This is a genomic window from Kitasatospora sp. NPDC048286, assembly GCF_043201735.1.
In the GTDB taxonomy this organism is placed as follows: domain Bacteria; phylum Actinomycetota; class Actinomycetes; order Streptomycetales; family Streptomycetaceae; genus Kitasatospora.
Genome location: NZ_JBICZE010000009.1, coordinates 1 through 25,959 on the forward strand (window position 1 = coordinate 1; position 25,959 = coordinate 25,959).

25 protein-coding genes and 1 pseudogene are annotated in these 25,959 nt (G+C 74.0%); 15 read left to right on the forward strand and 11 right to left on the reverse strand.

The window, feature by feature from the left end; genetic code table 11:
• Positions 1 to 106: 106 nt before the first annotated feature.
• The 8 genes and pseudogenes from ACGF13_RS22040 (at position 107) to ACGF13_RS22075 (ending at position 6,814) form a co-directional block, all read left to right on the forward strand.
• On the forward strand, positions 107 to 346 hold the full coding sequence (locus ACGF13_RS22040; RefSeq protein WP_392877614.1) for a hypothetical protein: 240 nt from the start codon (positions 107 to 109) through the stop codon (positions 344 to 346).
• A gap of 33 nt (positions 347 to 379) precedes the next feature.
• Entirely contained in the window at positions 380 to 913 is a 534-nt protein-coding gene (locus ACGF13_RS22045; RefSeq protein WP_392877616.1) for a hypothetical protein, read from the forward strand.
• Positions 914 to 1,390: 477 nt separating this feature from the next.
• Positions 1,391 to 1,600, forward strand: coding sequence for a ferredoxin (locus tag ACGF13_RS22050; RefSeq protein WP_392878192.1), 210 nt, complete (start codon positions 1,391 to 1,393; stop codon positions 1,598 to 1,600).
• On the forward strand, positions 1,590 to 2,960 hold the full coding sequence (locus tag ACGF13_RS22055; RefSeq protein ID WP_392877618.1) for an NAD(P)/FAD-dependent oxidoreductase: 1,371 nt from the start codon (positions 1,590 to 1,592) through the stop codon (positions 2,958 to 2,960). Before ACGF13_RS22050 ends, ACGF13_RS22055 begins: the two co-directional genes overlap by 11 nt.
• A 34-nt stretch (positions 2,961 to 2,994) precedes the next feature.
• A complete protein-coding gene (locus ACGF13_RS22060) occupies positions 2,995 to 4,197 on the forward strand; it encodes a cytochrome P450 (protein ID WP_392877620.1) in 1,203 nt (400 codons plus the stop codon).
• 152 nt (positions 4,198 to 4,349) lie between these two features.
• Positions 4,350 to 4,607 (forward strand): SDR family NAD(P)-dependent oxidoreductase, encoded by a 258-nt coding sequence (locus ACGF13_RS22065; RefSeq protein WP_392877622.1) that lies wholly within the window; start codon positions 4,350 to 4,352, stop codon positions 4,605 to 4,607.
• 702 nt (positions 4,608 to 5,309) lie between these two features.
• Positions 5,310 to 5,417, forward strand: a pseudogene (locus ACGF13_RS22070) (hypothetical protein); the annotation flags it as partial.
• Between the two features lie 362 nt (positions 5,418 to 5,779).
• Positions 5,780 to 6,814, forward strand: a complete 1,035-nt coding sequence (locus tag ACGF13_RS22075) for a transposase (protein WP_392877624.1) — start codon at positions 5,780 to 5,782, stop codon at positions 6,812 to 6,814.
• Positions 6,815 to 6,840: 26 nt separating this feature from the next.
• Here ACGF13_RS22075 and ACGF13_RS22080 read toward each other — a convergent pair whose 3' ends face one another.
• The 3 genes from ACGF13_RS22080 to ACGF13_RS22090 form a co-directional block, all read right to left on the reverse strand.
• Positions 6,841 to 7,587 carry a DUF6193 family natural product biosynthesis protein gene (locus ACGF13_RS22080; RefSeq protein WP_392877626.1) on the reverse strand — a complete coding sequence of 249 codons (747 nt, stop codon included), beginning with the start codon at positions 7,585 to 7,587 and terminating at the stop codon, positions 6,841 to 6,843.
• Positions 7,588 to 7,819: 232 nt separating this feature from the next.
• Positions 7,820 to 9,304 (reverse strand): MFS transporter, encoded by a 1,485-nt coding sequence (locus tag ACGF13_RS22085; protein ID WP_392877628.1) that lies wholly within the window; start codon positions 9,302 to 9,304, stop codon positions 7,820 to 7,822.
• Positions 9,301 to 9,873: a MarR family winged helix-turn-helix transcriptional regulator gene (locus ACGF13_RS22090; RefSeq protein WP_392877630.1), complete on the reverse strand. Its 573-nt coding sequence runs from the start codon at positions 9,871 to 9,873 to the stop codon at positions 9,301 to 9,303. Before ACGF13_RS22090 ends, ACGF13_RS22085 begins: the two co-directional genes overlap by 4 nt.
• A 124-nt stretch (positions 9,874 to 9,997) precedes the next feature.
• On the opposite strand from ACGF13_RS22090, the gene ACGF13_RS22095 reads away from it, so the two are divergent.
• Complete coding sequence (locus ACGF13_RS22095; protein WP_392877632.1) at positions 9,998 to 10,663, forward strand: response regulator; 666 nt, start codon at positions 9,998 to 10,000, stop codon at positions 10,661 to 10,663.
• A 40-nt stretch (positions 10,664 to 10,703) separates the two neighbouring features.
• Here ACGF13_RS22095 and ACGF13_RS22100 read toward each other — a convergent pair whose 3' ends face one another.
• The 4 genes from ACGF13_RS22100 to ACGF13_RS22115 form a co-directional block, all read right to left on the reverse strand.
• On the reverse strand, positions 10,704 to 12,026 hold the full coding sequence (locus tag ACGF13_RS22100; RefSeq protein WP_392877634.1) for a sensor histidine kinase: 1,323 nt from the start codon (positions 12,024 to 12,026) through the stop codon (positions 10,704 to 10,706).
• Positions 12,027 to 12,224: 198 nt separating this feature from the next.
• Positions 12,225 to 13,616 carry an FtsX-like permease family protein gene (locus ACGF13_RS22105; RefSeq protein ID WP_392877636.1) on the reverse strand — a complete coding sequence of 464 codons (1,392 nt, stop codon included), beginning with the start codon at positions 13,614 to 13,616 and terminating at the stop codon, positions 12,225 to 12,227.
• A gap of 5 nt (positions 13,617 to 13,621) precedes the next feature.
• Positions 13,622 to 14,386, reverse strand: a complete 765-nt coding sequence (locus tag ACGF13_RS22110) for an ABC transporter ATP-binding protein (RefSeq protein ID WP_392878194.1) — start codon at positions 14,384 to 14,386, stop codon at positions 13,622 to 13,624.
• Positions 14,387 to 14,483: 97 nt separating this feature from the next.
• The gene (locus ACGF13_RS22115) at positions 14,484 to 15,893 is read right to left on the reverse strand and encodes a HEAT repeat domain-containing protein (protein ID WP_392877638.1); all 1,410 of its coding nucleotides are present in this window, start codon (positions 15,891 to 15,893) and stop codon (positions 14,484 to 14,486) included.
• 153 nt (positions 15,894 to 16,046) lie between these two features.
• Here ACGF13_RS22115 and ACGF13_RS22120 point away from each other — a divergent pair, with 153 nt between their 5' ends.
• From ACGF13_RS22120 to ACGF13_RS22140, 5 genes are all read left to right on the forward strand, one after another.
• A complete protein-coding gene (locus tag ACGF13_RS22120; RefSeq protein ID WP_392877640.1) occupies positions 16,047 to 16,655 on the forward strand; it encodes a hypothetical protein in 609 nt (202 codons plus the stop codon).
• Positions 16,652 to 17,380 (forward strand): hypothetical protein, encoded by a 729-nt coding sequence (locus tag ACGF13_RS22125; RefSeq protein ID WP_392877642.1) that lies wholly within the window; start codon positions 16,652 to 16,654, stop codon positions 17,378 to 17,380. The genes ACGF13_RS22120 and ACGF13_RS22125 overlap by 4 nt, the downstream gene beginning before the upstream one ends.
• Before the next feature lie 66 nt (positions 17,381 to 17,446).
• Complete coding sequence (locus tag ACGF13_RS22130) at positions 17,447 to 18,352, forward strand: ketopantoate reductase family protein (protein WP_392877644.1); 906 nt, start codon at positions 17,447 to 17,449, stop codon at positions 18,350 to 18,352.
• A 227-nt stretch (positions 18,353 to 18,579) separates the two neighbouring features.
• A complete protein-coding gene (locus ACGF13_RS22135) occupies positions 18,580 to 18,975 on the forward strand; it encodes a hypothetical protein (protein ID WP_392877646.1) in 396 nt (131 codons plus the stop codon).
• A gap of 190 nt (positions 18,976 to 19,165) precedes the next feature.
• On the forward strand, positions 19,166 to 19,825 hold the full coding sequence (locus ACGF13_RS22140) for a transcriptional regulator (protein ID WP_392877648.1): 660 nt from the start codon (positions 19,166 to 19,168) through the stop codon (positions 19,823 to 19,825).
• 28 nt (positions 19,826 to 19,853) lie between these two features.
• On the opposite strand, the gene ACGF13_RS22145 is transcribed toward ACGF13_RS22140, so the two are convergent.
• Positions 19,854 to 20,387, reverse strand: coding sequence for a hypothetical protein (locus tag ACGF13_RS22145; protein WP_392877650.1), 534 nt, complete (start codon positions 20,385 to 20,387; stop codon positions 19,854 to 19,856).
• 219 nt (positions 20,388 to 20,606) lie between these two features.
• Complete coding sequence (locus ACGF13_RS22150; RefSeq protein ID WP_392877652.1) at positions 20,607 to 21,830, reverse strand: ROK family protein; 1,224 nt, start codon at positions 21,828 to 21,830, stop codon at positions 20,607 to 20,609.
• Between the two features lie 302 nt (positions 21,831 to 22,132).
• On the opposite strand from ACGF13_RS22150, the gene ACGF13_RS22155 reads away from it, so the two are divergent.
• Positions 22,133 to 23,875 (forward strand): SpoIIE family protein phosphatase, encoded by a 1,743-nt coding sequence (locus ACGF13_RS22155; protein WP_392877654.1) that lies wholly within the window; start codon positions 22,133 to 22,135, stop codon positions 23,873 to 23,875.
• 153 nt (positions 23,876 to 24,028) lie between these two features.
• Here the strand turns inward: ACGF13_RS22155 and ACGF13_RS22160 are convergent, their stop codons facing one another.
• Positions 24,029 to 25,300, reverse strand: coding sequence for a trans-sulfuration enzyme family protein (locus ACGF13_RS22160; RefSeq protein WP_392877656.1), 1,272 nt, complete (start codon positions 25,298 to 25,300; stop codon positions 24,029 to 24,031).
• A 150-nt stretch (positions 25,301 to 25,450) separates the two neighbouring features.
• Entirely contained in the window at positions 25,451 to 25,819 is a 369-nt protein-coding gene (locus ACGF13_RS22165) for a hypothetical protein (RefSeq protein WP_392877658.1), read from the reverse strand.
• Positions 25,820 to 25,959 lie beyond the last annotated feature (140 nt).

The window sequence follows — 25,959 nt, forward strand, 5'->3', positions numbered from 1 at the left end:
CGTCGCCGTCACCAAGCACGCACTCGTGCCAGCCACTACCAACGACAAGAGGCCGAGCAACCATGAAGATCACGATCTACAGCCGGAGTACTAGGACATTCAGTCCTTGGATGGCAGGCTCCGGTTCGAGCACGACTTCTACATGAAGATGTGGGCCATGAGCGAGCCGGTGCTGCCGGCGGACTTCATCCTGCTGGACGATCTCGAAATGTCCCTCAGCTGTAGCCTGCGAGCCATGACGCTTGGGACTGGGACGGTACACGGCTTCTGGGCGCGCAGGTTGCTCGCAGACGCGGGCGTTGATCCGGAGGACGGCGACCCCTTCTACGTGAAGATCATTCCGTAGCCGACTACTGGTCAGAGCAGCGAGGAGAAAGTGGTGCCCGTCCTCTTCGAGTTCCGCACCGAAGCGTGGCCCGACAACGGCAAGATCGTGGTGTACGACTCCGATGCCACCGTGCCGAGCAACGAAGCCCTCGTCAGGAGCCGGCGGGATGTGGTCGCCGGGACCGGTTCCCAGATCTACGTCCACAGCCTCCAGGGCACTGCCCCCGCTGCGATCCTGGTTCGCGTGTGGGACGGCCCGGCAGCGACCGGCAGCGACTGGGGAGCCGAGGGCGAACGCGAGGTTGAACTCGACACACCGACAGGATGCGTGGTCATCCGCGCGTTCTCACCCGACATCGCCGGCTGCTTCGACCTGCCACGCCCAGGCCTGTACGAGGGCCGTGTCTCCTGGAAGGGACGCGGGGCCGCCGAGGACCAACAGAGCAGACTGCGTGCCCAACTGGCCACTCCGGAAGGTCAACTCAACTCGGACGCCGTCTTCGCGACCCACCACGAGACTCTAGAAACCTATCGGATCGACCTGTGGTGGACCGCCGAGTCCGAGGACGACGAGGAGGACGAGTAGGAATCACCCGATGTGGCACCTCCGTCGCCCCGAGAGAGGTGCCACCCAGCGCAGCCTGCGCTACCGCGCGCAGTACACCGTCGAGGCGAAGACGACCATCGACGCCCTGCCTGCCGAGCGCCGTGATCTTCTGGAACGGGCGCTGGGATTTCTTGCCGCGACCCCTATCACAAGACCGCGACGGCACCGATCGGCCCGGACGAACACCTGCGGAAGGCCTACGTGGCGCCTGGTGTCGTGGTGGAGTTCATGGTCGCCGACCACGTGCTGGTCGTCGTCGTGCTCCAGGTCTTCGACGAGCTCCAGTACCTGATCGACGAAGCCGACGCACGCTGAGGAGCGCTCCGCCAGCGCGGGGGTCAGCCAACACCCGAACCGGCCCGTGCAGCGCTCCGCCGGAGTAGCCGGGCGAGCGCCCCGTCCCGCCCGCGCCTAGAAAGGGATGGCGAGCCGAGGCGACGGAGGGAGTGGCCCGTGGTGCGGATCGTCGTGGATCTCACCCGCTGCCAGGCGTACGCGCAGTGCGTGTTCCTCGCGCCGCGCGTGTTCGAGCTGCACGGGGAGGAGTCGTTGATGTACGACCCGGTCGTCCCCGACGGGCAGCTCGACCACGTACGGCGGGCCGCGGCGGCGTGCCCGGTCCAGGCCATCCTCGTGGGCGAGGCGGTGAGCGTCGGTGCCCGGTGACCTCCGGGAGGGACGGATCGTCGTCGTCGGAGCGTCGCTGGCCGGCCTGCGGGCCGCCGAGACGCTGCGCGAGAAGGGCTTCACCGGCTCCCTGACCGTGGTGGGCGACGAACCCCATCCGCCCTACGACCGCCCGCCGCTGTCCAAGCAGGTGCTGCTCGGCAAGGCCTCGGCGGACTCCACCGAGCTGCCGATGCGCCGGGACCCGGAGGCCGACTGGCGGCTCGGGGTGCGGGCCACCGGCCTCGACCCGGTCGGCAAGCGGGTCCTGCTGGCCGATGGCGGGTCACTGCCCTTCGACCGGCTGCTGATCGCTACCGGCACCCGGGCACGGCCCTGGCCCAACCCGCGGGAGGCCGCCCTCGACGGCGTGTTCACCCTGCGCACCAGCGACGACGCCGGGCTGCTGGCCGAGCGGCTGGCCGCCGGGCCGCGCCGGGTGCTGGTGATCGGCGCGGGCTTCGCCGGCTCGGAGATCGCCTCGGCCTGCCGGGAACGGGGCATCGAGGTCACGGTCGCCGAACGCGGTCCCGCGCCGCTGGTCGGCGCGCTCGGCGGCACCTTGTCCAAGCTGGCGGCCGGCATGCAGCGGGCCCACGGGGTGGACCTGCGCTGCGGTGTCACCGTCACCAGACTGCGCGGCGACGGCCGCTTCACCGGCGCGGACCTGTCCGACGGCAGCCGCGTCGACGCGGACGTGTGCGTGGTCGCCATGGGCGCGGTCCGCAACGTCGAGTGGCTCGCGGACGCCGGGCTGGCGGCCGGCCCGCAGGGGGTCGCCTGCGACGCGGGATGCCGCGCCTTCACCATGTACGGGATCGTCACCGACAACGTCTTCGTGGCCGGCGACGTCTCCCGCTTTCCGCACCCGCTCTTCGAGTACCAGATGCTCTCGCTGGAGCACTGGGGCAACGCGGTCGCGCAGGCCGAGGTCGCGGCCCACAACATGGTCAGTCCGGAACCACTGCGCCGCCCGCACCTCGCCGTCCCGGTCTTCTGGTCGAGCCAGTTCGGGTTCAACATCAAGTCCGTGGGCGTCCCCACCTTCTCCGACCAGGTGGTCATCGCCCAGGGATCGCTCACCGCACGCCGCCTGGTGGCGGTCTACGGCTACCGGGGACGGATCACCGCCGCCGTCACCATCAACATGGCCAAGTGGCTGGAGCACTACCAGCGCCTGATCGAGACCGCCGCCCCGTTCCCGCCCGCCCCCGGAGCGGCCGACGGCCACCCGCTGGTGACCGAGTTCCCGCTCCCCTCCGACGTACCAAACCCGAAGGTGCTGTCGCACGGCCCCACCGTCGCACTCACCGGGCACCTGCCGGACCGCCGCCTGACCGTGGTGCGGCCCGGCGGCTGACCGTCCTGTCCTTCCCCACCGCGAGGAGCCCCGTATGGCCGTCGACACCCTGCTGGCACGGATCAACGACTACGCCAACCGCCCCGACCCCTACCCGCTGTACGCGGAACTGCGCGAGGTGGGAGTCGCGCGTCAGACCGACGGCAGCTACCTGGTCGGCGGGTACTACGACATCACCGCCCTGCTCCACGACCCACGGCTCAGCTCCGACCGCCGCAACCGCTCCCCAGAGTTCGCCACGCCCCCACTGCGGCAGCCCTCCTTCATCCAGTTCGACGATCCCGAACACCACCGGCTGCGTGCCCTGGCGACCCGGCCCTTCGGCCCCCCGCACAGCCCCGGCCGCGTCGACGGGATGCGCGGCGAGATCACCGAGATCACCGAGCAGCTGATCACCGCGCTCCACGGCCGTACCCGGATCGACATCGTCGACGACCTCGCCTACCCGCTGCCCGTCACCGTCATCTGCCGACTGCTCGGCGTCCCGCGCGAGGACGAACCGGTCTTCCACGCATGGACGACCGCGATCATCGAGGGCATCGACCTCACCCCGGGCGCGGCCGACAAGGAGCGGGGACGAGCCGCCGAACAGGCCCGCGAGGAGATGGGACGGTACCTGATGGACCTCGCCGAGCAGCGTCGCGGCCGGCCCGGCGACGACCTGCTCTCCGCCTTCGTCAACGACCCGGACCCGGCCGCACTCACCCGCGACGAGCTGGAGGGCACCGCCGTACTCCTCCTCATCGCCGGACACGAGACCACCGTCAACCTGATCACCAACGGGGTCCTCACCCTGCTGCGCCACCCCGACCAACTGGACCTGCTGCGCCGCGAACCCGCCCTGCTGCCGTCCGCGGTGGAGGAACTGCTGCGCTACGAGCCCCCGGTCCACCTGTTGCCGCAGCGCACCCCGCTGGCCGACCTGGAGGTCGCCGGCACCACCATTCCCCAAGGCGTCCCGGTGGTCCTCGCGCTCGCCTCGGGCAACCGCGACCCGAAGCGCTTCCGCGACCCCGACCGGTTCGACCTCACCCGCACGGACAACCAGCACCTCGGCTTCGGCAGCGGCGTCCACATCTGCTACGGCGCGCCCCTCGCCCGGATCGAGGCCCAGATCGCCCTGGGCGCGCTGCTCCCGCTCCTCGGCACCGCGACCCTCCTGGAGGACCCGCCGCCCTACCGGTACAGCGCCGTGCTGCGCGGACCCCGGCACCTTCCCGTCGAGCTGTCCGCGTGACCGTCCGTCCGCGTGACCGTCTGCCCGCGTGACCGTCCGTCCGGGTGATCGTCGGCCGCCCTGCCGCGACGCGACCCACCACGCGGCGGGCGGTCGCGGCATCATCCGCCGCACAACCGCGCCCCTCACGACCCGACACGGAGAACGACGTCATGAACCCGTTCGATCTGACCGGCCGCGTGGCCCTGGTGACCGGAGCAACCAGCGGCGTCGGCGCCGCCACCGCGGTGCTGCTGGCCCGGCGCGGAGCGCACGTCCTGGTGGCCGGCCGCGACGGCTCCCGCGGCGGCAAGGCCGACTTCGTCGCCGCCGACCTGCGCGAGGCGCAGGCGGTGCGGCGGCTCGCGCAGCAGGCCGTGGACCTGGGCGGCCGGGTCGACATCCTGGTGAACAACGCGGTAGGTGGGTGACGACGTAGCGGCGCCGGCCGGAGGCGAGGGCGGTGGCCCCGATCGCGGGCAGCAGCCAGGCGTCGGCGTGCACCAGGACGCCGTCCTCCTCGTACCAGCGGACCGTTCCGTCGAGGTGTCGGGCCGATACGAGCCGGGCCGGCCGGCAGCCCCACCCCGTGGGGGCGGCGGCGCGCAGGTGGGCGGTGACCTCGTCGGGGGTGTGGGTCGGGGCGGCGCGGCACGGTGTCGACGTCGGCCCCGCCCGCGCGGGGGTGGCCCCGACGGTGAGCGTTGCACGGCAGTGCAGCCGCGACGACCTCCGCCCGCACCCCGGGCAGACGGCCGCCGCCGCCACCGACCGCACGGCGAGACGAACCTCGCCATCCCCAAGAACCACCTCCTCGACCTCCACACCGATCCCCGGAAAGAGAAGGTCCGCCACACGCACCGCATCCATCACGCCCAGGTCATGCCCACCACCCGATCACGGTCGGCACGCACCCCTCAATCAGCGACAGAGCCAACTCCTTTGGTGCGCCTACTCCCTGTGACTGTTGGTTTTGCTGGTAAGCCTTGTGAATTCGTCCGGAACCTGCCGGTGCCGACCGCTTCCGGGCTGATGGGCTCTGGGCTGTGCGCGAGGTACTGCTCGGATTGGAAGAGCTGCTCTTCCTGGCTGATCCGGGGATCAGGGTGGAGTCGGTCCAGGACGATGACAAGGTGATCCGAGTCGGTGTCAGATGCCGGACAGCTGGGGCTCGGTGCCCGGGCTGCGGGAGCTGGTCGGGGCGGTTGCACGGCTCTTACCAGCGGTTTCCCGCTGACCTCCCCGTGGCGGGACGGCAGGTGGTGCTGGGACTTCGTGTCCGGCACTTCACGTGCGAAGACGTCTCCTGCGGGCGTCGGACATTCGTCGAACAGATCGCGGGCCTGACCCGGCGGTACAGTCAACGGACCGAACGACTGCGATCGGTGCTGGCCGAAGTCGGCCTCGCCCTGGCCGGTCGCGCCGGTGCCCGGCTGGCCGACGTCGTCGGCGCGAGGGCCAGCCGGAACACGATCCTGCGGCTGGTCGACGCCCTCCCCGAACCCCAGCCACAGGTCCCGCGGGTGGTCGGCGTCGACGAGTACGCGATGCTCAAGGGCCGTGTCTGCGGGACGGTGCTGGTCGACGTCGAGACCGCAGGCCGGTGGATCTACTGCCGGATCGCGAGGCAGGCACTGTTGCGGCCTGGCTGGCCGAGCGCCCGGGGATCGAGGTCGTCTGCCGCGGCCGTGCCCCGTTCTTCGCCGAAGACGCCAGGATCGGGGCACCCACCGCGGTCCAGGTCGCAGACCGGTTCCACCTCTGGCGCAACCTCCGCGAAGCGGCCGAACGGTGCGTCTCCCGCCACCGCCCGTGCCTCCGCGCAACCTTCGCAGAGTCGGTGCCGGAGAAGGCGCCGGCATCGGCCGAGAGCGGGTCGCCATGGCCCACCGGGCACCGGTTCGCCGACCGCACCCGCGCCAAGCACGCCACCGTCCACGCGTTACTGGCCGCCGGCCACAGCCGACGCTCCATCCAGCGACAGCTCGGCATGACCTATCGCACCGTCCAACGGCTGGCCGACGCCCCGAGGCCGGAAGACCTGTTCCAGGGACAGTGGCAGAACCGCAGGACCAAGCTCGACGACTTCAAGGCCCACCTGCACGAACGATGGACCGAAGGCTGCACGAACGCCTGGACCCTCTGGGAAGAGATCAAGACACACGACTACACAGGCGGATACGGAGCCGTCCGCGCCTACCTACAGCCGCTCCGCACATCCCCGACTGAGCCGGCTGCCCGCCCGCCGTCCCCGCGCACGGTCACCGGCTGGATCCTGACTCACCCCAACACCCTGCCGGAGAGCGAGCGCCTGAAGCTCAAAGCCGTCCTCGCAGGCTGCCCCGAACTGGATGCCCTCACCGGGTACGTCCGCGCGTTCCGGCAGATGCTGACCCAGCTCCAAGGCGACCAGCTCCCACAGTGGATCAAGGCGGTCCGCGCCGACGACCTGCCTAGCCTCCACGCTTTCGTCAACGACCTCGAACGCGATCTCGCCGCCGTCACTGCCGGCCTGACACTGCCGTGGAGCTCGGGCGTCGTCGAAGGCCACGTCAATTGGATCAAAATGATCAAGCGCCAGATGTATGGCCGGGCCGGCTTCGGCCTGTTGCGGAAGCGAGTCCTGCTGGCGTCCTGACCACCTCTTGGCCACTGGTGTCGCTTTCAGAAGTCTTGTGCAGGGTACTCAGAAGGTGTCTGAAGCAGATCGGCGGGGATCCGGTCGACGGCGAGGGTGATCGCTTCGGCGGCTGTGGCGACGTGGTGCAGGACGGGGCCGTTCCACCACTCTCTGATGGCGTAGTCGCCAGCTCCCTGGGGTGACCCGATCGAAACGAAGGACGGGGTGGAGTACGGGGTGTCAGGCTTCTCGGCGAAACCCAGTGCCCAGTGGTTGGTGTAGGGGTAAAGCCTGCGGAGCTTCGGTTCGGCGTAGGCGGACTCGATGAGCGCCTGGTACTGCGGCCAGTCCGCGTGATCGGCGTCCTTGAGCAGCCACTGCCACTCTGAGGCGATGACGTCGGCAGGGTTGTGGTCGGGGACCTCGAAACGTCCCGTCAGGAGGTCGAAGGTCGCGGCCTGCCCGATCTCGTCGAGGCTGGCCCCCTCTGCCCAGCCGTGGATCACCTGGGAAAGGTCGCGCAGGTCCTTGGTGCTGGCGCAGATCACGAGCCGGTCGTTGGACGAGCCCCAGAAGGTCCAGTTTCGCTCGTAATGCCGCGCCGTGACGTAGGACGAGTGGCGATGCGGGACGACACTGGTGATCGTGGCATGGCGCAGTGGATCGGACGGGGTGACGGCCAGGGGAAGGGACATGCCTTGGGCCGCGGCTTCGGCTTGGAGCGCTGCGGCGAGGCTGCCGTGGGCGGCCACCTCCGGGTAGAGGACGGCTGGCTCTGGTTCGCGACTCATGATGTTCCGCTCCTCATGCCGGTGTGGTGTGCCGGGTCGGCCATCGTAGGGGCCCGAAGGGGAGGCGGAAGGCAGGATCGGCCGGTCCCGAGAATTTACGGAGCATCACCGCTCCACAGGAGCCGGACCAGAACCCGTTCTCATGAACATCGACCACGGCCCGGGCGAGGCACCTCCCGAGTTGGTGTACATCTGCCGTCAGGCCTCGTGACCAGAGCCAGCCGGGCCGTCGTCACTGTTCCGTCGGCGGCTTTCCCAATCGGCCGAGGGAACGGTCCGGCACCGTGAGGAGAAGGAGCAGAGCCGCTCCGCCGAGCATGAACAGCGCGAGGTGGTGCAGCCCGCCCGTGGTGGCGCCGTGCGGGAAGAAGGCGGCGTTCGCGGCCGAGGCCGCCATGGCCCCGAGGTACATGAAGGTGCGCAGCAGCCCGGCCGCCGAGGCGATGGCGGCCGGGTCGGCCTGGTGGTAGAGAGCGGTCTGGGTGCCGAGCCCGATCAGCCCCTGGGAGACTCCAGCCAGTACCCCGACCGCGATCAGCAGGGCGCCCGGGCTGCTCGCGTGCACCAGCAACAGGGCGGTGCAGGAGGCGATTTGGCAGGCGGAACCGACCAGCAGCTTGCCGCGCACGCCCGGGCTGCGGCCGCTGAGGCCGGCGGCCGTGAGCGCGGTCAGCGAGAGCGGCAGCAGCACCAGTCCGGCGTTGGCGGCCGACAGGCCGCGCCCCTCCTCCAGCCACTGGGTGTAGCCGTAGAGGAAGGCGTAGACGGCGGTGTAGCCGAGGACCTGGCGCAGGTAGGTGGCGATCAGCGGGCGGTTGGCGGCGAGCGCCCGCAGGTCGATGAAGGGGGTACGGGCCCGCCGCTCGCGGACGGTGAAGGCGACGGCGGCCAGGACGGCGAGCGCCGGCAGGTACCAGCGCGCCGGGTCGGGCTTCATCAGGAACAGCATCAGGGCGAGCAGGAGGACGGCGAACAGTGCGATCCCGGCGTGGTCGAGGCGCTCCGGGCGGTCGGAGCCGTCGGGGCGATCATGACGGTCGGCACGGGCGGCACGGGCGGGACGGGAGCCGTCGCCGCCGTCGGGGTGGCGCTCGGTGACGGGCAGCCGGGCGGCGCCGAGCGCCAGACAGGCCAGCGACAGCGGGACGTTGACGGCGAAGACCGTCCGCCAGCCGCCCGCGCCGATCAACAGCCCGCCGAGTGTGGGGCCGACCACCGCGACGGTCTGGTTGGCGACGGCCAGGACCGTCAGCAGCCCGGTGGGGCTGGACCGCCCGGTCCGCTCGGCCTCGCCGCGGGTCAGGTGCATCGCGGCGGGGTAGGCCGCGGAGGTGCCCAGCCCGAGCAGCACCCGGGCGGCGATCAGCAGCCCGAGCGACGGGGCGAGCGCGCCGAGCAGCCCGGCGAGGCCGACCAGCGCCGTCCCGGCGAGGTAGAGCCGGCGCGGGCCGTGGGTGTCCACCAGCCGCCCGATCACCGGCTGACCGACGGCGGTGGCCAGGTAGAGCGCGGTGACCAGCCAGGCGGTCTCGGCGGGCGGCGCACCGAAGGCGGCGCCCACGGGCACCAGGGCCACCGCGATCATCGACGAGTTGATCGGGTTGAGCACCGAGCCGAGCACCATCGGTGCGATCAGTCGGCGGTCGAACCCACCGTCCGGAGCGGGCTGCTGACGGCGGGGAAGGAGCCGGGCCAGCAGAGCGGCCGGGCCGGTCATCGCCGGTTCAACCGGTCCATCAGGGCCAGCGCCTCCAGCATGGTGGCACGCTCGGCCTCGGTGTAGTGCTCCGCCATGGCCAGGGTCAGCCACTCCTGGCGGGCCTGGCGGCTGTCCGCAACATACGCCAGGCCCGCCTCGGTGAGGCTGACCAACTGACGGCGCCCGTCCTCGGGGTCGGGGCGCCGTCCGACCAGTCCGTGCTGTTCGAGCGCGGCGAGGGTGGCGGCCATCGACTGCGGACGGACCCGCTCGGCGGCGGCCAGCGCACTGGCGGAGGCCGGACCGTCACCGATCAGCCGACTGAGCACGGCGGTCTGGGAGGGGGTCAGGTCACTGGAGCCACCGGTCTCCCGGAGGGTGCGGCGCAACCGGCTGAACACGGCGCGCAGCTCACGGGCGGCCGACGCCGCCGTGTCGGGAACCACGGAGGCGCCGGCCCGGGCGGCCTCCGCGGACTCGGCGGACTCGGCGGATCCCGTGAACTCAGCGGACTCGGCAGGCCCGGCGGGCCCGGGCGGGGCGTTGCGGGCCGCGGTGGCGGCGCGGGCGGTTCGCTTCTCGGTCACGGCTCCACGGTAATTTCATCAGTCTGGACTGTCCAGTCTGAACTGAAGGATTTCCCGGAGCCCCGGACCGCCCGAAACCCGGGCCGCCCAGACCGCCCGGAGCCCCGGACCGGATAATGACGGCATGATCGACAAGCAGCTCCGCGTCGTCCTCGCCGAGGACTCGGTGATCCTCCGGGACGGCATGGTCGAACTCCTCACCGCCCGGGGGTGCGCCGTGGTCGCCACCGCAGGGACGGCGCCCGAGCTGATCGCCGCCGTCACCGGGCACCGGCCCGACGTGGCCGTGGTGGACGTCCGGATGCCGCCCACCCACACCGACGAGGGCATCCGGGCCGCGGTCGAGATCCGGGCCGCGCTGCCCGAGGTCGGCATCCTGGTCTTCTCCCAGCACGTCGAGACCGCCTGGGCGGCCCGGCTGCTGGCCGACGGCGCCGCCGGCATCGGCTACCTGCTCAAGGAACGCGTGGCCCGCACCTCCGAGTTCGTGGACGCCCTGCACCGGGTCGCCGCGGGCGGCACGGCCCTCGACCCGGAGATCGTCGACGGCCTGATGCACGGCGGGCGGCGCAGCCGGGTGGACGCGCTCACCCCGCGCGAGCGGGAGGTGCTGGAGTTGATGGCGCAGGGGCACTCCAACCGCTCCATCGCCACGCTGCTGGTGGTCTCGGAGCGGGCGGTGGAGAAACACGTCGCCGCCGTGTTCGGCAAGTTCGAGCTGCCCGCGACCGACGCGGACAACCGGCGGGTCAAGGCCGTGCTCGCCTACCTCGCGGAGAGCGGCGCCTGAATCGGACGCGGCCCCGAGGGCTCGGGCCCGTGACCGCCCGTCAGAGCCGGCCGGGCAGTTCGGCGCTGACCACCGTCGGCCCGCCGGCCGGGCTGTCCACCCGCAGCGTTCCGTCCACGGCCGCGAGCCGCTCGGCCAAGCCGGCCAGCCCGGTGCCCGTCCCGATCGCGGCCCCGCCGTGCCCGTCGTCGCGCACGGTCAGCCGGACCCTCCCGTCGGCCGCCGTCACGCTCAGCTCCGCCGACCGCGCGCCGCTGTGCTTGGCCACGTTGGTCAGCAACTCGGCCACGCAGAAGTAGACGGCCCGCTCGATCACCTCCTCGGGACGCTCCCGCAGGTCCAACCGGACGTCGACCGGCACCGGCGAGGTGGCGGTCAGCCCCGGCAGAGCCTCGGCCAGTCCGCCGTCCAGCGCCACCGGGTGGATGCCCCGGGTCAGCCGGCGCAGGCCGGTGATGGTGTCGTCGGTCTGCCCGCGAGCCCGGTCGACCAGGGTGCGCAGCCGCCCGAGGTCGGGCCCGGCCGCGCCGAGCGGGCCGCTCCTCACGGGGCCGGCCCGGCCCGCCGCCCCCTCACCCACCGCGGCCCGGCCCACCGTAGTCTCGCCCACCGGGCCCTCCCCCAGCGCGTCGTCGGCCAGGGACAGTGTGATGGCGAGCGCGACCAGTTGCGCCTGGGTGCCGTCGTGCAGGTCGCGTTCCAGGCGGCGCAGCCGATCGGTGCTGTCGGCCAGCAGGGTGGCCCGGGCCTCCTCCAGCTGACGCACCCGCTGCTGCGAGCGCACCGGCCCGAGCAGGGTGCGGGCCAGCGTACGGTCCGCCCCGGCGAGCGTTCGCACCACGGCGGGGACGACGGCCAGCACCGCGAGGCCGGCCGGGATCGCGCTGAGGTCCAGTAGACCGATCGACCTCGGGCCCGGCTCCATCATCCGCGCCCAGAGCGGGAAGCCCACCAGCCAGACGCTGCCGAGCGGCAGTCCGACCACGGCGAGGAAGCCGAGCACGCCCAGCGGCAGCCGCAGGAACAGGTAGAGCAGAGTCCGCCAGGCCGCCGGATCGGTCAGCACCGCCCGGCCCCGGGCGAACGCCCCGGACGGACGCGGCAGCGGCGGCGGTGCGGGCACTACCTCCCCGAGCAGCCGCCCGACCAGCCACCGGTGCAGCCCGCCGAGCCGCGTCGCCCCGAGCAGCGCGGCGACCACGAAGGGCAGGCCCAGCACGGTGAGCGAGAGCAGCGCACCGGCGTAGAGGACGGCGACCGCGTACACCCCGCCGAGCACCCCGAGCGGCAACCCGAGCACCGCGAAGGCCAGTTCACCGCCGCGCACCGACCCGTACCGCTGCCGCTGCCGCTCAGCCACCATCCACCTCACCACTCACCCGCCGACCGGCCCCCAGCATCCACCAGGAACCACGGGAACCACCCACTCACCTGCCCTTCCTCGCTCACGACCCACCGGACAGCCGGTCCACCGACACCGTGCCCGGCCCACTGCCCCGGCCCACCGCCCCGGCCCACCGTGCGCGGCCCGCCGTCGACGCCGCCTGCTACCTCCCCCGCCTCACCCTCGTTCCCCGCCCGTCGCCTCCACCGCCGAGCCGCCGACCGCCCACAGCCCCGTGCCGACGATCCCCGGAACCGTGAGCACCGCCGCCCCCAGCACCACCCGGGCGCACGCCGCTCCCGGCACGACCGGCGCCACCGAGCCCGTCACCGCCAGGCTGAACGCCCCCGAGGCCGCGGCCGCCACCGCCGCCCCCAGCAGCACACCGATCGCCGTGGTCAGGACCGCCTCCACGGAGAGCATCCGCAGCAGCTGCCGCCTCGTCGCCCCGACCAGGCGCAGCAGCGCGAACTCACGGCGCCGGTCGGCGGTGAGCGCCACCAGGGTGTTGACCGTGGAGACCGCCGCGAAGCAGACCAGCAGCCCGAGTTCCATCTCACGCAGCCAGATGTCGCTCGCCTTGGTGACGCTGGTCGCGGCACCCGTCTCCCGGGCGACGTGCTCGGCCGTGCTGGTGAGCACCAGCATGGTGCCGGAGAGCCCGACCAGCAGCGCGACCGGCACCACCGCCGAGGAGAGCCGGGCCGCGTAGCCGCGCAGGTTGGCGTCCGCCAGCCAGCCTGCCCTGGGCGCCAGCACCCGCACCGGGGCGCCGAGCACGGCTGCCAGGCCCCGCGCCGCGACCGGCGCCAGCAGTCCGACCGCGACCAGCAGCACCAGCGAGCCGAGCAGCGAGGCCTGCCCCGCCTTGTCCAGCTCTCCGGCCGGTCGGCTCGCCGCCAGTCGCAGCAGCAGCCCACCGCCCGCGAGCACCGCCACCCCGGCGAGCAGCCGCGGCAGTCCCGTCCGCCGTGGCCCGCCCCCGCCCTCGCCCAGCGCGACGGCCGGGGCCGGCCCGGTGATCCGTCGGGCCGCCACAGCGGTGGCCGCCAGGCCGACCAGCAGCGCCACCCCGATCCCGATCAGCGCCGGCACCGGCGCCCCGGGTATCCGCAGCCCTGGTGCGGCCATGCCGCGCTCCTGGAGTGCGGCGAGGAACGCCCGGGCGGCGAGGAATCCCACCAGGCCGCCGGGCGCGGCCACCAGCAGGACCGTCACCGCCACCTGCACGCGGACCACCCTGCGCACCTGACGGGGTGTCGCCGCGACGGTGCGCAGCAGCGCGAGGTCGCGGTGCTGCTGGCGCAGGGTGAAGCCGAGCGCGTTGACGACGACGAACAGCGCGACCAGGACGGCGATCTCGCCGAACGCCCCGGCGATCAGCACCAGCCCCGGCCCGGGGACCGCCGCCCGCTTCGCCGCGTCCGGCGCCGTGACCTGTGCGGCGACCAGCGAACCGAACAGCGTCACCGCCGCCACCGCCAGGAACAGCGCCGTCCCCAGCCCGGCGAAGGAGGCCGGGCGGCGACGGATCTGCCCCGCCGAGAGACTCAGTACGGGACCGTTCATCGCGCTCACCCTCCCAACCGGCTCAGCCGCTCGCCGACCTGTGCGGCCGTCGGCCTGGCCAGCTCGTCCACCAGCAGGCCGTCGGCCAGCAGCAGCACCCGGTCCGCGTACCCGGCGGCGACCGGGTCGTGGGTGACCATCACACACGTCTGCCCGTCGGCGTCGACGCCCGCGCGCAGCAGGGCCAGGACCTCCTGCCCGGTGGCACGGTCCAGCGCGCCGGTCGGCTCGTCGGCGAACAGCACCTCCGGCCGGGAGACCAACGCCCTGGCGATCGCCACCCGCTGCTGCTGACCGCCCGACAGCTGCCCGGGCCGCTGCCGCTCGCGCCCGGCCAGCCCGACCCGGGCCAGCGCCTCGCGCACCCGGGCCCGCTCCGGCGGCCGCCCGGCCAGCCGCCCCGGCAGTTCGACGTTCTGCGCGACCGTCATCGCGGACATCAGGTTGAAGGCCTGGAACACGAACCCCACCCGGGTGCGGCGCAGCTCCGCCAGCCGCCGCTCGGGCAGCCCGGACACCTCGGTGTCGCCCCACCGCACGGTGCCCCTGGTGGGGCGGTCCATGCCGGCCAGGCAGTGCAGCAGGGTGGTCTTGCCGGAGCCCGACGGCCCCATCACCGCCGTGAACGTCCCCGGTGCGAAGGCCACCGAGACCCCGCGCAGCGCCCGTACCGCCGCCGCGCCGCGCCCGTACTCCCGGTGCAGCCCGGCCGCGCTCAGGGCGGAGCCCGTCACTCCGTCGTACGCCACCGTGGCGGCGGCTGTCGTCATCCCGTTCATGCCCTCCATCGTGGGCGTCCGGGGCCGGGAGATCGATTGTGCTGGCACCCGAATCCGGGGTTCGGGAAACCGAACCCCACAGGTGGTGCTACACCCCCTCGGAGACATCGCGGGAGACATCGCGGGAGACATCGCGGGAGACATCGCGACGCCGCCGGGCCCACCCCCGGAGCGTGCTCACCCGGTGGTCGTGCTCGAACTCGGGCCCGGTCAGCGGCCCCAGCAGTCCGACCGCGGCCGCCGTGCACGGGGCGTCCCGCAGGGCGAGTCCGTACCCGGCCTCCAGGCGCACCTGCCGGTCGTCCGCGCCCAGCAGTGCGGCCAGGGCGTCGGCGAGCTCGGGCGTCCGGTCCGCGGAGCCGGCGAGGACGCAGACGGCGGTGCCCTGGACGTCCGGCGACTCGTCCCCGGTCAGGGCGAGCAGCGCGGCCCTGGTCTCCGGGGTGCGCCGTGCGTCGCCGAGCGATCTGGCCGCGGCGGACCGGACCGATGCGTCCGGGTCCCGGGTCAGCCGGAGGACGCAGTCGTGCCCCGCCCCGGTCAGCGGGGCGCCGAGGAGGTTCGGCACCGTGCGGCGCACCCGGGGATCGGGGTGTCCGGCGTGGCGCAGTCCGATGGCCTCCGCGTCGGGGTGCTCCCGGCCGTCCAGGGCTCCGAGGAGCGTGGCGAGCACCTCGTCGTCCGGTTCGGTCGACGTCCGGGCGGCGATCAGCTCCGTCTCCTCCCCCTCGTACTCGACCGGTCCGCCCTGCCGCAGGAACGGGGCGTCGAGCAGGAAGCCGGCGACGAAGCGGCGGTGCGCGGGGTCCGGGTGCCGGTGGTGGGCCATCAGCGCCGACCAGGCCTGCCGGCTGCGGCGTTCCCCGAGCACGAACAGGCAGGCGGACCGCCCGACGTGGAGCCCGTCCCGGTGCCGGACGGCCCGGGCCACCAGTTCGTCGACGGGGGTGAGGACGCGGAACCTCCACTCCAGTTCGGTCGGCACGGCCCCGTGTCCGGCACGGACGGTCAGCCCGCCGAGGGAGACCTGTTCGACGTCCGCGTGGTCCTCCCTCACCGGCACCCGCTCCGCCGGCCCGCCGGCCCCGGTCCGTCGCCGCAGTTCCTCCTCCGCACCGGTCTCGTACCAGGACCTGGCCAGCGCGAGCAGCCGTGCACGGGCCGCGGCGGGCAGCCGCAGCGCCGGGTCCTTGCCGAGGACCGCCCCGACCAGCGCCGGGGAGCCGAGGTCCACGGCGCGCAGCAACGGGGTCGTCCCGTCGGGCAGCGGACGGTCCGGGTCGGCGCCGTGCTTGACCAGGACGGCGGCGACCTCGTGGTCGATGCCGTCCACAGCCGCCCACAGCAGGGGCAGCCCGTCCGCGGTGCGGGCGTCCGGGTCCGCACCGGCGCAGAGCGCCTCCCACACCGCGTCGACATCCCGTGCCCGGACCGCCGCCACGAGGCGTGCGTCCGCCGCCAGTTGTTCGTCCGCCGTCAGTCGTTCGTCCGCCGTCATCCGCGCGCTCCCCCTCGCCGCACAGCCGTCCCCGTCCGCACCCTGGTCATGCCGCCCCCGGAAGGCTCGGCTTTCCCGTGCCCGCCGCTTCCACCCCCCGGCTCTTCCACCCCCGGCTCCTCCACCGTCCGCCCGACGGGCGATCATGATCAGGTGACCATCGACCTGCTGCCCGGTCGCGGCGTCGGCCTGCCCGCCCCGCTGCCCGAGCTCCGCTTCGGCCTCACCGAGGCGGAGGTGCGCGCACTGCTGGCCCCGCACGCCGGCCTGCTGCCCGACGGGGTGCGGAGCACCTTCGTCTGCGGCTGCTCCTGGGCGCTGGCCTTCGAGCTGCCCGGGGTGAGCGTCACCCTCGGCGCCGACGACCACGACCGCCTCCACTCCGTCTCGGTCGGCCGGAACCCGAGCGACGACCGCCCCGCCTGCCCGGTCGGCTACCACGGGATCGACCTGCTGGGCCGGCCGGCGCACGAGCTGGTCGAGGCGCTGCGCGCCGAGGGCCTCCCGGTGCCCGATCCCGGCGGCGGCAACCTCCGCCATGGAGCGCTCTTCCTCCACCGGGCGCCCGGCCCCCGGCGCCTACCACCCGCCCCGGGCCGCAAGCCGCGCCGCGAGAAGCCGTTCGCCTTCGACTACGCCTCCCTGTCCGCCCCCGCCGAGCAGGACGCACCCACCGGGCAGGGCTCACCCACCGGGCACGAAGCACCCGCAGAACACGACGCCCCCACCGGGCACCATGCCCCCGCCGAGGCCGCCGAATGATCCCCCACCCGACCGGTACCGCCACCGGTCCGCACGACGCCGCCTTCCTCCCCCGCAGGCAGCTGTCCCCGCGCCCGGCCGAGCGGCCGATCACCGCACCCGTCCCCAAACTCGGCGGCGAGCCCTGCTGGTTGGCCGAGCCCACCTGGCCGCTCTCCCCCACCACCGGTGAACCCCTGGTGTTCATCGGGCAGTTCCCCGTCCCGGGCGAGCCGAGCCGGCTGGCGTACCTCTTCCTGGAGGAGGCGGACGAGCTCATGGGCGGCCTCGACCCGGAGCGGGGCGACGGCCTGCTGCTGGTCCAACCCGGCGGGCGCATACCGCCGTTCGCGGTGATCGGGCCGCCCGACACCCGGGGCCGTACGCTCTGGCGCTGCGAACCCGACGGCGAACGGACCCCGGTCGAGTACCACCTGGACGTGGTGCCGCTGCCGGACGGCGTCGACCGGGCGATGGACCGACGGGCCGACTTCCAGCGCTACCTGCGCCACGAGGGCCCCGAGGTCCCCTTCCCGGACGGCGACCACGTGCACGACCACCTCGGCGGGGACCCGTCCTACCCGGCCGGCCGGGCCCGGGTCGCGGCGCCCTGGCGGTACCTCTTCTCCCTCTCGGACGCCCCGGACGAGGGCGCCCCGTACTTCCTCAACTTCGGTTACGGCGACGGCTTCGGCTTCCTCAGCCCGGACGGTCTGGAGGGACGGTTCTTCTGGGAGGCCCCGTAGCCGCGCCCGGCCTCCGCCACCCCCATCCACCCACGCCACCCCACCCACCCATCCACGGGAGCCACCATGACCACCACCCCCCTGACCGTCGCCGTCCTCGGACCGGGCGGCGTCGGCGGACTGATCGGCGGGCTGCTCGCCCGCGACGGCCACCGGGTCGTCTGCCTGGCCGGCGAGCAGACCGCAGCCGCCATCGAGCGGGACGGACTGCACGTCCGCAGCGCCCGGTTCGGCGAGTTCACCGCCCGGGTGGAGGCCGCGACCGAGCTGCGCGAGCCGGTCGACGCGGCCTTCGTGACGGTCAAGGAGACGGCGCTGGCCGCCGCGCTCGACCGGATGCCCGCGCAGGTGCTCGGCACCGGGATCATGGTGCCGCTGCTCAACGGCCTGGACCACATGGCGCTGCTGCGCGAGCGCTACCCGGCCGGACGGGTGGTGGCCGGCACCATCCGGGTCGAGGCCACCCGGACGGCGCCCGGGCGGATCGAGCACACCAGCCCGTTCGCCACCGTCGAGCTCGGCGCGACCGCCGAACCCGACTCCCCCGTGGCCGAGTTCGCCGAGCAGCTGCGGCACAGCGGGCTGGACGTCGCGCTGCGCGAGGACGAGACGGCGATGCTGTGGAGCAAGCTCTCCTTCCTCGCCCCGTTCGCCCTGCTCACCACCCGCCACGCGAGCGGGATCGGCACCGTGCGCACCGAGCACCGGGCCGAACTCCTCGCCGTGCTGGACGAGATCGCGGCCGTCACCCGGGCGGTCGGCGCGCCGGCGGACGCGCAGACCCTGCTCGCCTCCTTCGACCGCCTCCCCGAGGCGATGAAGTCCTCGATGCAGCGCGACGTGGAGGCAGGCCGACCGACCGAACTGGACGCCATCGGCGGCGCCGTGCTGCGGGCGGCCGACGCGCACGCGGTGGCCGCCCCGACCATCGCCGGCCTGGTGCGTGACCTGTCCGACTCCGCCGACCGGTAGCACCAGCCCGGGTGTTCACCCCACGGACGCCTCCCCGGGGTGAACACCCGGCACCCGGCCCAGCCCGTCCTGTCCTGTCCTGCCCTGTCCTGCCCTGTCCTGCCCTGTCCGGACCAACCGACGGGGCACCACCTCCCCCGAGAGCAAGGACTTTCCCAACAGTTCACACAGCCACCCGGAACCGCCGCACGGCATACCGGCGTTGACCCGGTGGGAGGGATACAGACATGACAAGGAAGCCGTACCGCCTGGCCGCCACCACGCTCGCGCTGCTCCTCGCGGCCCCGCTGTTCACCGCGTGCGACGCCGACCAGGCCCTGGACTGCGGAAAGCGGGCGATCAGCCTCACCGGCGACGTCCAGGACCTCGCGGATTCGGCGGTCAACGTCGGGCAGATCACCGACGACAGCCGTCGCACCCACACCGTCGAGGCCCTGAAGAAGGTCGCCGACGATGCGAAGAAGATCCGCCAGGACAACGGGGGCAAGGCCGACGCGGCCGCCGACCGGCTCTCCAAGGCCGTCAACGACGCCATCGACCGGGTCTCCAAGGGCAAGCAGCCCGACTTCAAGCCGATCACCGACGCCGCCGGCGACATCGGCAAGGCCTGCGCGGACTCCTGACGGACCGGAGCACCCACCGCCACCCACCCGCCGCCACCGACTCACCGCCGCCCACTCGACCGGCTCCCGGCCCGGGCGCACCGCACCGGCCGGGAGCGCGTCCCTGCCCCGGGCCCGGCCTGTCGCCGCCGCACGGGCACCGCCGGACGGTAGGAATGGCACCGGACCGAACCGCACCCCGGAGGCACCGGTGAACCACCCGATCCTCGACCAGATCCACGCCCTGCGCGCCGAACTGGCGCCCGGCGACACCGCCCCCGCGCTGGTCACCGCGCTCGCCGACGGCACCGCGCCGCGCTCGGCACTGGCCGAACTCGCCGCCCAGCAGCACCGGATCATCCGCTCCGACCGCCGCAGCCTGCTGCTGCTCGCCGGCCGCTGCGCGGACCGGCCGGTCAGCGCCTGGTTCGCCACCATGGCCGAGGGCGAGAGCGCCGCACTACGAACCCTGCCCGACCTCGGCGCCGCCGTCGGCCTCGACCGCCGCGCACTAAAGTCCCACCCGCCGCTGCCCGGCTGCCAGGCCTACCCCCACTACCTCGCCTGGCTCGCCCTGAACGGCGAGCCCGACGCCACGGCCGTCGCCCTGGTCGCCAACTTCGCCGCCTGGGGCGGCTACTGCGCCACCATCGCGCAGGCCCTGCGCCACCAGTACGGGTTCTCCGACGGGGCCTGCGCGTTCTTCGACTTCTTCGCCCGGCCCGCACCCGAGCTGGAGCAGCAGGCCGCCGACGCGCTGGGCCCGGGCCGGCTGGACGAGCCGACCCTGGACACCGCGCGCGAGTACGGGCTGCTGCTCCAGGGCTACGAGTACCTGTTCTGGGACACCCTGGGCGTCATCGACGCCTGAGCGCGGACCGCCCCGGGGCCGAGGGGCCTCAGGCCTGCCAGTGCGGCTTCCCGCTGACCATCCGGCAGTAGATCACCCGGCCGCCGGCCTCGTGGGTGCTCTTGCCCAGGTCCGCGTTGCGGCAGAACTGCCCGGCCTCGTAGCAGTTGCCCGCGTTCGAGCGGATCTCGCACCCGGCGCCGGCCCCGGCCGCCGCGGGGGGCTCGGGGTCGGTCGGCGGCTGGGCGGTGGTCACCTTCGGCTGCGGCGCCTTGGTGGCGGGCGCCTGCGAGTGGGCACCGGGCTGGGCCGAAGGCGCCGCGGGCGGGGGCGTGGCCACCGGGGCGGCGGGCGCCGGCTCGGCCGGCGGGGTGCTGACCGGGGCCGGCGCCGCGGGCGCCGCCGGCGGAGTGGTCACCGCGGCCGTGGTGGCGGCCGCAGTCGGCGTGGCCGAGGCCGAGGCCGTGGCGGCGCTGTCGGCCGCCGACGGGTCGCAACCGGTCAGCGCCAGGCCGACGGTGAGGACGAGTCCGGCGAATCCGGCCAGGCCGGCCCGGCGGCGACCGGGTATCCGTGAAGGCATGGGTGGAGAACGCTCCGTTCCGTTTGGATGAGTCGTGCGATTCAAGCAGGAACCGCACACGCACCGTCCACCGAATCCCCACTCGTTGGCAGATCGAGACCTTCCGACCACCGAGCGTCGCCGACCCGCCCGAGCCCCGGCCGTCCCACCCGCACACGCCCGCCATCAGCACCGACCGGCCGTCAGCGCCCAGGCCGGCCATCAGCGCCAGGCCGGCTCTCAGCGCAGCCCTGCGGTCCGGCGCTCGAACACCACGGGGCGGGCGGTCTCCAGCGCCGTGGAGACCGCGCCGAGGAGCACCGCCTCCTCCCCCAGCAGGCTCGGCGCGAGCGTCGGACGCATCGGGGCGAGCCGGTGCAGGGCCTGCTCCAGCGGTTCCAGGAGCAGATCCGCGCTGCTGCCGATCCCGCCGCCCAGCACCACCAGGTCCGGGTCCAGGACGGCCGACAGCACGGCCACCGCGTAGGCGAGCCGCTCGGCCTCCCGCTCCACCGCCCGGACCGCCGCCGTCTCCCCGGCCCGGGCCCGCTCGAACACCTGCTTCGCCGTCAGCTGCCGCGCCGCCGAGTCCCCGTCCAGCCCGAAGTCCCGGGCCGTACGCACCACGGCGTCCGCGGCGGCCTCCTGCTCGATGGTCGCGGTCGGCTCGTCGACCCGCCCGGGCAGCGGGACCAGGCCGATCTCGCCCAGCGCGCCGTGCGCGCCGAGCAGCAGCTCACCGTCCTTCACCACGCCCAGCCCGAGCCCGGTGCCGACCAGCAGGTAGGCGAACATCCGGCTGCCCCGCCCGGCGCCCAGGGTGTACTCGCCGAGCGCCGCCAGATTGGCGTCGTTGGCCACCGAGACGCCCGTCCCCAGGCCCTCGCCTATCCGGTCGAACAGTCCCGGCCTGCCCCAGCCGGGCAGGCTGTTGGCGTAGCGCACCCCGCGCAGCCGCTCGTCCCACACCCCCGGGGTGCCGATCACCGCGTGCACGATGTCCGGGGCGGCCAGGCCGGCCTCGGCGATCGCCTCGTGCGCGGCCTCGACCACCGCGTCCGCGACGGCGTTCGCCGAGCGGCCCCGGTTGGCCACGTCCCGGCGGGCGACCACCGTCCCGGCCAGGTCCGCCACCGCCACCCGCAGCCGGGCCCGGCCGATGTCCACGCCGAGCACGTGCCCGGCCGTCGGGTCGACCTCGTACAGCACGGCCGTGCGGCCGCGTTCGGGGGCCAGCCGACCGGCCTCGCGGACCAGGCCGGCCCGCTCCAGTTCGGCCAGCGCGGCCGACACCGTCGGCTTGGACAGACCGGTGTCCCGGGCCAGCTGGGCGCGCGAGGAGCCGCCGCCGGTGCGCAGCAGTTCCAGCAGCAGCCACTCGTTGTTGCTGCGCAGCCGCTGCCGGTTCCACGGCACCCCTGGGGCCCCGGCCGCCGGGCGACTGGTCGGCTGGTGGGGGCTCATCGGGTTCCTCCGGTGTGGGTCTTCGGGCGTGGGTCGGGTCGGTACGGCCGGGTGGGCCCGGCCCGGGGCGTCCGGGGTCGGGCGCCGCCGCCCAGTATGACCGGTGATCATCCCGCGTTCGCCCGCCGTATCCGTACGGCCCCGCCGGCGACCTCGTCGACATACCCGCGGACCCGCCGGCCTCGTGGACGTACCCGCAGCCTCGTGGACACACGACGCACTCCGTTACAACACCGTCCCCGGCCAGTCAACGTTTCACCCACTTGTGGGCGTGCCGCGCCCGGGCGCGTGATCATGGGCGTATGCACTTCCGGCACGGCAACCGAGCAGAGGGTCCGCGGCCCGCGACACCGGACTCCCGGTCCCTGGCGGCAGCCGCGGCGGCCCTCGCCGCGCGGCTCGGAGCGATCACCGGCGGTGACGGCGGCGACGATCCTGAGCGGCTCCGCGAGGTCCTCGCGGCCGCCCCGGTCGGGGTCGCGCTGCTCGACGAGCGGCTGCGCTGGCAGTACCTGAACGCGGCCTTCACCACCGCCACCGGGCTGCGCCGGGCGGACCTGCTCGGCCGTGCCGCCGGGACCACCGTCTTCGCCGGGGCCCTCGGCATCCTGCGCCGGGTCCTCGACGACGGGCTCGCCCGCGAACACGCCACCGGGGGCCCGGACGGCGCCGGCGCCCCCGTGCCGCCCGGCCTGCGGGTGCGCTATCGGGCCCTGCGGAAGTCCGGGCGGACCACCGGTGTGATCGTCGTCGTGCTGGACGACCCCGACCCGGCCCGCGACCAGCTGCGCGAGCTGGAACAGGCCCGGGCCCGACTCGCCCTCCTGGACGCCGCCACCGAACGGATCGGCACCACCCTCGACGTCGGGACCACCGGCACCGAGCTCGCCGTCTTCGCCGTGCCCAGGCTCGCCGAACTCGCCGTCGTGGACGTGCTGCCGCCCGCGGCCGAACCCGCCCGGGGCGGCCACGGCGCGTCCCAGCGGCTGCACCGGGCCGGCGCCCGGGCCGTACCCGCGCTGGCCGCCGGCCTCGCCGAGCTGCCCCGGCCGGGCGAATCGATCCGCCACCGGGAGGGGTCGGCCGCCGCCCGCAGCCTGGCCGGCGGCGTCGCCGTGCTGACCGAGCCCGGGCCCGAGGACGCCTGCCCGGCCGGGACGGCCTCACTGCTGGTCCTGCCGCTGGCCGCCCGGGGCCGGCTGATCGGGCTGCTCACCCTCGGCCGCACCACCGCCGGCCCGGCCTTCACCCCGGACGAGGCCGCCCTGCTCGGCGACCTCGCCGCCCGGGCCGCCGTCGCCCTCGACAACGCCCGCCGCTTCGCCCGCTCCCAGGGCATCGCCCTGGAACTCCAGCGGGCCCTGCTCAGCGAGCCCGGCAGCCCGCACCAGAACCTCACCCTGGCCTCCCGCTACCTGCCCTCCGGGAGCACCTCGGTGGTCGGCGGCGACTGGTACGAGACGGTCCGGCTGCCGTTCGGGCGCACCCTGCTGGCCATGGGCGACGTCATGGGCCACGGCGTCGAGGCCGCCGTCGACATGAGCCACTACCGCTCCGCACTGCGCGACCTCGCCGGAACGGACCTGCCCCCGCACCGGATCCTGCGCCAGCTCGACCACGTCATCTCCGCCGACGACTCCGCCCGCCCGGCGACCTGCCTGCTGGCCCTCGCCGACCCGGGCCGCGGCCGCTGGACCCTCTCCAGCGCGGGCCACCTGCCGCCCGCCCTGATCGCCCCCGGCCATCCGACCGATCTGCTGCGCATCCCCACCGGCCCGCCGCTGGGCACCGGCCTCGGCGGCTACGAGCAGACCGCCCACCCGCTCCTGCCGGACCAGACCCTGCTCCTCTACACCGACGGCCTGGTCGAGCGCCGGGGCGAGGACATCGACGTCTCCCTGGAACGGCTCGCGGCCCTGCGCCTGCCCGCCGCCGGAGACCTCGACGACCTTCTCGACGCCGTCCTCCACGCCCTCGCCCCGCCCCCGGCCCCGACCGCCGAGGACGACATCGCCCTCCTGGTGGCCCGCCCCCGACGACGCTGACGGCCCGCCGGGTTCCGGGCCCGGGGCCGCTCGCCCATCCTCGCTCCGACCGTCCTCGCTCCGACCGTCCTTGTGCCGACCTTCCTTGTGCCGACCGAGCTTGAACCGACCGAGACTGTTCGGGGCGGGCCCCACCCCGACGGCCTCCCGGGCTCACACCTTCGCCAGTGCCCGCCGCACGTCCGCCCAGATGTCCTCCGGGTGCTCGATGCCCACCGACACCCGCACCGTTCCCGGACCGATGCCCGTCGCCGCCAACTCCGGGTCCGACAACTGCCGGTGGGAGGTGCTGGCCGGGTGCAGCACCAGGGTGTGCACGTCGCCCAGGGAGGGGGCCAGCGAGGCGAGCCGGACGGACTCGGTGAACGTCGCGGCGGCTTCGCGGCCGCCGGCCAGGTCGAAGGCCAGGACGCCGCCGTGGCCGTCGGGCAGCAGGCGGCGGGCGAGTTCGTGGTCGGGGTGGGTGGGCAGGCCCGGGTAGTGGACGGCGGTGACGGCGGGGTGGGCGGCGAGCCAGCCGGCCAGGTCGAGCGCGGTCTCGCAGTGGCGGCGGACCCGCAGGGCAAGGGTCTGCATGCCGCGCAGGGTCAGCCAGGCGGCGAACGGGTCGGCGCTGGCACCGAGTTCGAGCGAGCGCCGCCAGACCCGCCGGTGCAGCTCCGGGTCGGCGAAGACGGCGATCCCGCCGAGGACGTCGGAGTGTCCGCCGAGGTACTTGGTCACGGAGTGGATCACGATGTCCGCGCCGTGCTCGAGCGGCCGACACAGCAACGGCGTCGCGAAGGTGTTGTCCACCACGCTCACCACCCCGGCCCGCCCGGCGACGGCGATCAGCCCGGGCAGGTCGGTGACCCTGGTGGTGGGGTTGGAGACGGTCTCCAGGAGCAGCACCCGGGTGCGGGGCCGCAGCGCGGCCGCCACCCCGGCGGGGTCGTCGCCGCTCACGTAGCTGACCTCGACGCCCCAGCGCTCGGTGAGGTCGGTCAGCGCGCCGATGGTGCCGCCGTACAGGTTGCGCTGGGCGACCACGTGGTCCCCGGCGCGCAGCAGGGCGAGCAGAACGGTGGTGATCGCGCCCATACCGGAGGCGGTGGCGAGGGCGCCGGTGCCGCCCTCCAGTCCGGCGACGGCCTGCTCCAGCGAGCGGACGGTGGGGTTGCCGAAGCGGTTGTAGAAGAAGGCGCCGTCCGGTCCTCCGTGGGCCTCGGCGAGCGCGTCGCCGGTGTCGAAGGCGAACAGGTGGCCCTGGTGCAGCGGGACGCCGAGCGGACGGCTGCCGGTGGCCTCGGCGAGCGGCGGGTGGACGACCCGGCTCTCGGGGCGCAGCTCGTCAGGGGCTTCGTACGCGCGGGGTGCCTCGTACGCCTCCGAGACGTCGGAGACTTCGTGGGAGCCGGGGGCCGTGTGGGAGTGGAAGTCGCTCATGGCGGTCATCCTCGGGCGGTCCCGGCATCCGGGCCAGGGCCAATCACCGCCAAGTGGCCCGCCCCGGGCGGTCGTTCCGGCTCCACCGCCCGGAGGGCGGCGGCGACGCCCGGGTCACGGCTGCGGACGGCCCGCGCGGCTCACCAGCGGCTACTTGCGCCGGCTGAAGATCCGCTTGACGGCGTAGACGATCCCGACGATGAGCAGCACCACGAACAGGATGATCAGGATGACCACGACCAGCAGGAACTTGCCCAGCTTGGCGAAGAAGCCCTTTTTCTTCTTCTCGTCCTTGGCCAGGTGCGTGGCATCGGCGGAGGCGGCGCGCGCCTCGGTACGGACCTCCGAACCGGAGGCAGCGGCAGCGGCCCCCACGGTGGCCCCCGGGTTCGCGGCGGCGGCCGCGACGGTGCGGGGCGCGGCCACGGCCGCCGCTCCCGATGCCGCGGCGGTGAGGCCGACGGCGGCCAGCAGGGCCACCAGGGCGCCGGCTATCGAACGTGCGATCCGATCAGTCATCGTGCTCCTCTTGCGAGTCCGGAGCAGCGCGGATCAGCTGATCTGACCAATTTCTCATGGTCTGACCAGCTGGTTTTCCCATCCGCGCCTAGTATGCTCCACTGAAGTTCTACAGCGGTGTAAAAGTTTAGCGACGGGCG